Origin of the sequence: Pseudoroseomonas cervicalis ATCC 49957 (assembly GCF_000164635.1) — a bacterium.
Lineage (GTDB): Bacteria > Pseudomonadota > Alphaproteobacteria > Acetobacterales > Acetobacteraceae > Pseudoroseomonas > Pseudoroseomonas cervicalis.
On the sequence record NZ_GG770777.1, the window covers coordinates 677,595 to 684,174 of the forward strand.

General features: G+C 75.1%; 6 protein-coding genes. 1 reads left to right on the forward strand and 5 read right to left on the reverse strand.

Translation table 11 applies throughout. The annotated features are described in order from the left end of the window. The 5 genes from HMPREF0731_RS02910 to HMPREF0731_RS02930 form a co-directional block, all read right to left on the reverse strand. A partial coding sequence (locus tag HMPREF0731_RS02910) for an MmgE/PrpD family protein (RefSeq protein WP_007002517.1) occupies positions 1 to 658 on the reverse strand: 658 nt, incomplete at its 3' end. Beyond that, entirely contained in the window at positions 655 to 2,724 is a 2,070-nt protein-coding gene (locus HMPREF0731_RS02915) for an acetate--CoA ligase family protein (RefSeq protein WP_007002518.1), read from the reverse strand. The genes HMPREF0731_RS02915 and HMPREF0731_RS02910, both read right to left, overlap by 4 nt. Next, entirely contained in the window at positions 2,721 to 3,554 is an 834-nt protein-coding gene (locus HMPREF0731_RS02920; RefSeq protein ID WP_007002519.1) for an enoyl-CoA hydratase/isomerase family protein, read from the reverse strand. The genes HMPREF0731_RS02915 and HMPREF0731_RS02920 overlap by 4 nt, the downstream gene beginning before the upstream one ends. A gap of 14 nt (positions 3,555 to 3,568) precedes the next feature. Beyond that, complete coding sequence (locus HMPREF0731_RS02925) at positions 3,569 to 4,543, reverse strand: D-2-hydroxyacid dehydrogenase family protein (RefSeq protein ID WP_040611881.1); 975 nt, start codon at positions 4,541 to 4,543, stop codon at positions 3,569 to 3,571. Next, positions 4,543 to 5,520 (reverse strand): Bug family tripartite tricarboxylate transporter substrate binding protein, encoded by a 978-nt coding sequence (locus tag HMPREF0731_RS02930; protein ID WP_007002521.1) that lies wholly within the window; start codon positions 5,518 to 5,520, stop codon positions 4,543 to 4,545. Before HMPREF0731_RS02930 ends, HMPREF0731_RS02925 begins: the two co-directional genes overlap by 1 nt. 139 nt (positions 5,521 to 5,659) lie before the next feature. Between HMPREF0731_RS02930 and HMPREF0731_RS02935 the strand changes: the two genes are divergently transcribed. Beyond that, positions 5,660 to 6,559, forward strand: a complete 900-nt coding sequence (locus HMPREF0731_RS02935; protein ID WP_007002522.1) for a LysR substrate-binding domain-containing protein — start codon at positions 5,660 to 5,662, stop codon at positions 6,557 to 6,559. Positions 6,560 to 6,580: the final 21 nt, after the last annotated feature.

A 6,580-nucleotide genomic window follows, 5' to 3' on the forward strand; every position in this document is an offset into this window, starting at 1 on the left:
CCGCGCGCGCCGCCAGCACCCCGGCCTCGGCGGCGTGGCCCGCATGCATCGGCTTGCTCATGCCGCTGCCGCGGAAGGCCTGCTGCAACCCGCCGGCCATGGTGGCCGCCAGGGCGATGGCATGGCCGATTTGCTCGGCCTCGCAGCCCAGCAGCAGGGCGGCGGCCACGGCGGCGGCGATGGTGCCCACCGTCGCGGTGGTGTGCCACATCCGGTAGTGGCTGGGCTGCACCGCCAGGGCGACACGGCCGCCGACCTCGTAGCCCGCCGCCATGGCGCGCAGCAGCGCGTCCATGCCGGCGCCGCGCGCCTGCGCCACCGCCAGGGCGGCGGCGATGGTCGGGCTGCCCGGGTGCAGCCCGGAATCGCGGTGGATGTCGTCGAACTCGACCGTGTGGCTGGCGATGCCGTTCAGCAGCGCGGCGTGGCGGGCGGAACCGCGCTGGCCGTCCACGTAGCAGAGGGCGTTGCCCTGCCCGCGCTCCTCCGCCAGGGCCGCCGCCAGCAGGGTGGCGGGGGGCTGCCGCGCGCCGGGCAGGGTGGCGGCGAACCAGTCGAGCAGCGCCCGCCGCGCATGGTGCTCCAGCCCGTCCGGCCAGGGGGTATGGCGCCAGCCGGCCGCGTGGGCGGCCAGCACGGGCAGCGGGCCGGGGCTCACCGCAGCACCGCCAGCCCGTCCGCCGCGCGGGCGCCCTGCCCTTCCGGCAGCACGAAGAGCGGGTTGATCTCGGCTTCCAGCAGGCGCTCGCCCGCCGCCCCGGCCATGGCGGCGAAGGCCATCACCGCGTCCACCAGCGCCGGGATGTCCGCCGCCGGGGCGCCGCGATAGCCGCGCAGCAGGCGGGCGGCCTTCAGCTCCCCGACCATCGCCTCGGCATCGGCGCGGGCGATGGGCAGCAGGCGCAGGGTGGTGTCCTGGAACAGCTCCGCCGCGACCCCGCCGGAGCCGAGCAGGATCACCGGCCCCAGCTGCGGGTCGCGGTGGAAGCCCAGGATCATCTCGACGCCACCGCGGATGCGCTCCTGCACCAGGAAGCCCTCCGGCGCGGGCGCCCCGGCCGCCGCCAGCCGCCGCAGCATGGTGGCGCAGGCTTCCGGCACCGCCTCCGCCGCCAGGCCGACGCGCACGCCGCCCAGGTCGCTCTTGTGGGCGATGGCGCGGGACAGCAGCTTCAGCACCACCTCGCCGCCCAGCGCCCGGGCGGCGGCCAGGGCGCCATCGGCGTCGGCCGCCACGTATTCCCGTGTCACCGGCACGCCGAAGCGGGCGAAGAGCGCCTTGCTCTCGGCCTCGTTGAGGTTGCCGGCGGGCAGCCCGGCCAGCACCGACGGGTCCGCCGCCACCGGCTGCGGCGGCGGCGCCAGCGCCGGGCGGTGCAGGGCGCGCAGCACGCTGGCGCAGCTTTCCGGCGTGGCGAAGGCCGGGATGCCCTGGCTGTTCAGCAGCCGCAGCAGATGCGGGGCGTGCGGGCTGACATAGGCCAGCACCGGCTTGTCGCTGCGCGCCTGGCATTCGACGATGGCGCCGGCCACGATGTCCGGCGTCGCCAGGGCGGAGGAGCCGATCACCACCACCGCCGCGTCATAGCCGGGGCTGTCCAGCAGCGCGTCGATGGCGCCGCGGAACAGGTCGGGCCGCAGCCCGGCCAGCGTCACATCGACCGGGTTGCGGCCGATGGCGGCGGGGTCCTCGCCGAGCAGGGTGGCGAGGCGCTGCGTCGTCGGCGCATCCGGCGCCGGCACCGCGATGCCGGCCAGGCCGCAATTGTCGGCCAGCAGCGTGCCGGCGCCGCCCGTGGAGGTCAGGATGGCGACGCGATCGCCCCGCATGCGGCGCCCGCTGGCCAGGGCGGCGGGGATGTCGAGCAGGTCGGTGAAGCTCTCGGCGCGGATGACGCCGTGCTGCCGGAACAGCGCGTCATAGACGCGGTCCGCCCCGGCCAGCGCGCCGGTGTGCGAGGTCGCGGCCTGCGCGCCCGATTCGGAGCGGCCGACCTTGTAGACCACGATGGGCTTGCCCAGCGCCGCCGCCCGCCGCGCCGCCTGCTTGAACAATTCTGGCCGCCGCAGCCCCTCCATGTAGACGGCGATGACGTCGGTGGCCTCGTCCTCGACGAGGTGCGCGATCATCTCGCTGCTGTCGATATCGGCCTCGTTGCCGGTGGAGACCAGCTTGGCGAAGCCGATGCCGCGATCGGCGGCGCGCGACAGCAGCGAGCCCAGGATGCCGCCGCTCTGCGAGACGACGGAGATGCGGCCGGCGGCGAGGTCGCCGACCTCCAGCGCGCCGGTGGCCGAGAGCATCATGCGGTCGGTCAGGTTGACCAGGCCGATGGTGTTGGGGCCGAGCAGCCGCATCGGACCCGCCGCGTCCTTCAGCGCCTGCTGGCGGCGCGCGCCGTCCTCGTTCGCCTCGCCATAGCCGCTGGCCAGCACGATGGCGGCCTGGCAGCCGCGCGCCGCGAGGTCGCGCACCGCCGCCTCCGCCCGCTCCGGCCCCAGCAGCACGATGGCGGCGTCCGGCGCGCCGGGCAGTGCTGCGATTTCGGCGTAGCAGGGCAGGCCGGCGATGCTGTCGGCGCGCGGGTTCACCGGCCAGATGTCACCGGAAAAACCGTATTTCTGCAGGTAGCCGACCGGGCGGCCGGTCATCTTGGCGGCATCGGCGGAGGCGCCGATCACCGCGACGCTGCGCGGCCGCAGCAGGGCGCGGAGGGCGCTCATGCCGCGTCCCCCTTCGCCCGGTCGGCGCGGCGCTGGGCCACGCCGTCGAGGAAGGCGGCGACCGCCTCCTGGTGCTCGCGCGAGCTGTAGCAGATGGCCTGCGCCTGGCTGCCCATGGCGAAGACCTGCTCGACGGAGAGTTCGAAGCTCTGGTCGAGGATGGTCTTGCTCAGCGCCAGCGCGGCGGGGGCGCCGTGGCTCAGCTCGGCGGCCCAGGCGCGGGCATCCTCCAGCAGCGTCCCGGCCGCCGTCACGCGGTCGATCAGGCCGATGCGCAGCGCCTCCTCCGGCGCCACGGTGCGGCCGGAGAAGATCAGCTCCTTGGCACGCGACAGGCCGACGCGGCGCGGCAGGAAATACATGCCGCCGCCATCCGGGATCAGCCCGCGCAGGATGTAGCTCATGGCGAAGCGCGCCGTGTCGGCGGCGATGATGAAGTCGCAGCACAGCGCGACATCGCAGCCGAGGCCGGTCGCCGCGCCATTGACGGCGGCGATGGTGGGCTTCGGCAGGGCGTGCAGCATGGAGACGGCGTGATGCGTGCGCTGCTGCCGGCGCCAGCCATTCAGCGCCACCTCGCCCGGCGGCACGGCGAGCCGCGCCTGCATCGACTTCACATCGCCCCCGGCGCAGAAGCCTTGTCCGGCGCCGGTGACCACCAGCGCCTTGATGCTGTCGGTGCGCGCCACATGGTCCAGCGCCGCCATGAGATCCGCGCGCATGGCGTCGTCGATGGCGTTGCGCGCGGCCGGGCGGTTCAGGGTGAGCACCGCGACGGGGCCATCGGCCTGCAGCAGGATGGCGTCGGATGCGGCGGAGTTCGGGGTCATGGAGGTGGTCCTCGTCAGGCTCGGGCGGCGTCGTTCAGCGGCAGCGGCAGGGCCGCGCCCGCGTTCCAGGCCCGCAGGCAGGCCACCACGCCGTTGAAATACTGTTGAAAATTCTGCCGCGTGACGTAGCCGAGATGCGGCGTCAGGAGGGTGTTCGGCGCCTGCAGGATCGGGTCGCCGGGCGGCAGCGGCTCGGGCTCGTGCGTGTCGATGGCGGCGCCGCCGAGCTGCCCGCTGCGCAGCGCCGCGATCAGCGCCGCCTGGTCCACCAGCGGGCCGCGCGCGGTGTTCACCAGCAGCGCGCCAGGGCGCATCAGCCCCAGCTCCGCCGCGCCGACGATGCCGCGCGTGGCGGGGCCGAGGCCGAGATGCAGCGTCAGGATATCCGCCTGACGGAACAGCTCCGCCTTGCCGACCAGCTCGGCGCCGGCGGCCGCGGCGGTGGCCTCGGTCATGTTCGGGCTCCAGGCCAGCAGCCGCATGCCGAAGGCGCGGCCGATGGCGGCGACCCCGGCGCCGATGCGCCCCAGCCCGGCGACCGACAGGGTGGCGCCCTCCAGCCCCAGCCCGGCGCCCTGCTGCCAGCCGCCCTGGCGCAGCCGCCGCTCCTGCTCCGGGATGCCGCGGGCGAGCGCCAGGATCAGCCCCCAGGTCAGCTCCACCGTGGGCGAAGCCAGGGAGGGCGTGCCGCAGACGGCGATGCCGGCGGCGTCGCAGGCCCCGAGGTCCAGCACCCGGTTGCGCATCCCGGTGGTCACCACCAGCCGCAACCCGGGCAGGCGCCGCGCCAGATCGGCGGGAAAGGCGCTGCGCTCGCGGATCAGCACCACGGCATCGGCCGCCTCGGCGGTGATCCGCGCGACGAGCTGCGCCGCATCGAGCTTGTCGTGCAGGAAGGCCACCGGCAGGCCCGACCAGTCGGCGGCGCCCGGCGCGGCCGCGCCGAAATCGTCCAGCACCAGGATGCGGCGCAGCGGGTCGCGGCGCATCACTCGGCCCGGATGTTGGCGCGGGTGACGACATCCTGCCAGCGCCGGCGATCCGCCTCGATGAAGCGGCCATAATCGGCCGGGGTCGGGCTGGTCTCGATCTCGACGCCCTCGGCGGCCAGGCGCTGGCGCGCCGCCGGGTCGGCCAGGGTGGCGTTCAGCGCGGCGTGCAGCGCCGCCACGCGCTCCTCCGGCATGCCGCCGGGGCCGAGCAGCCCGTACCAGGTCGAGGACAGGATGCGGGGGAAGCCCTGCTCGGCGGTGGTCGGCAGCTCGGGCAGGAAGTCGAGGCGGCGCGGGGCGGCCACCGCCAGGGCGCGCAGCCCGCCCGAGGCGATGTGCGGCCGCAGCGGCGCCGCGGCATTGGTCAGGATCTGCACCCGCCCGGCCAGCACGTCGGTGATGGCCGGGCCGGTGCCGCGATAAGGGATGTGCTCCATCTCGGCGCCGAATTCGAGCGCGAGCAGCGCCCCCAGCACATGGCCCGTGGTGCCGACCCCGGGGCTCGCATAGGAGAGCGGCGGGTTGGCGCGGCGGGCGAGGTCGCGCAGCTCGCCCATGCTGCGGGCCGCGATCCCCGGATTGACCGTGATGACGTTCGGCGCGTTGCCGATGAAGCCGATCGGCGCGAAGTCGCGCATGATGTCGTAGGAGACCTTCGGCTGCACCAGGCTGCTGATCAGGAAGCTGCCGCTGCCGCCCAGCAGCAGCGTGTGGCCATCCTTGGGCGACTGGGCGACGGCCTCGTTGCCGAGCACGCCGCCGGCGCCGCCCCGGTTCTCCACCACGAAGGTCTGGCCGAGGCGGGCGCCCATCCCCTCGGCGACGACGCGGCCAACGATGTCGTTGCTGCCGCCCGCCGCGAAGGGGATGACCAGGCGGATCGGCCGGTCGGGATAGCGCCCCTGGGCCTGGACGGCAGGGGCGCGCAGCCCGGCCAGGGCCGGCAGCAGCAGCAGGGCGGTGCGGCGTTTCATGGGCAGATCTCCTCCGGGGGGCTTGCCCGTGCGGCCATGCCGCCGGGCGCCTTGTTGCCGGCAGTCTCGGCCCGTCGCGGCACCCCGAAAAAGTCCCAGAATTCCTTGCCGCACCCCAAGCTGATGTTAGGGTGGCGGGATGTCCCGTGCCCCCCTGCCCTTCCAGAGCCTGTGGGCGTTCCGCATCGTGGCGGAGACCGGCAGCCTGACCGCCGCGGCGGCCGCGCTGGGCGTGACGCAGCCGGCGGTCAGCAAGCGGCTGCGCGACCTGGAGCTGAGCCTGGGCTGCCCGCTGGTGCGGCGCGGTGTCAACGCCATCGGCCTGACCAAGGCGGGGCTGCGCTTCGCGGAGGAATTGCAGGCGGGCTTCGCGCAGATCCAGGCGGCGGTGGACCAGTTGCAGGCGCGGCCGGCGCCGCTGCGCATCCGCGCCTACACCACCTGGGCGCTGCGCTGGCTGATCCCGCGCCTGCCGCGCTTCCACGCGGCGCATCCCGGCATCGATGTGGAGGTCTCCACCTCCACCGCCATCGTCGACCTGGCGCGCGAGGGGGTGGACGCGGCGATCCGCACGGTGCCGGCGGGGACGGCGCCACCGCTCGGCGGGCGGCGGCTGCAATCGGTCGTCATCTCGCCCTTCGCCGCGCCGTCGCTGCTGCGCGGCGGGGCGGAGCCGTGGCCGGCCGCGGCCCGGCTGCTGGGCAGCAAGGTCCGCGCCGGGGACTGGGACCTCTGGCTGCGGCAATCGGGCCTGGCGGCCGCGCAGCCGCCGCTGCTGTTCGAGAGCACGACGCTGGCGATCCAGGCGGCCATGGAGGGGCTGGGCATCGTCATCTGCTCCCCCTCCTTCGTGCGGGAGGAGGTGGAGAGCGGCCGGCTCCTGGCCCTGTCGGAGACCGCCATCGACACCGGCGACCGCTACTGGCTGTTCCTGCCCAGAGGCCGTGTCGGCGAGGCGCTCGGCACCTTCGCGGAGTGGCTGGTGGAAGAGGCGGAGAGCGGGCCGGACAGGCCCGGCCGGCCCCCGCCGCGCGGCTGACGCGGCGGCCCCCGGGGCGGG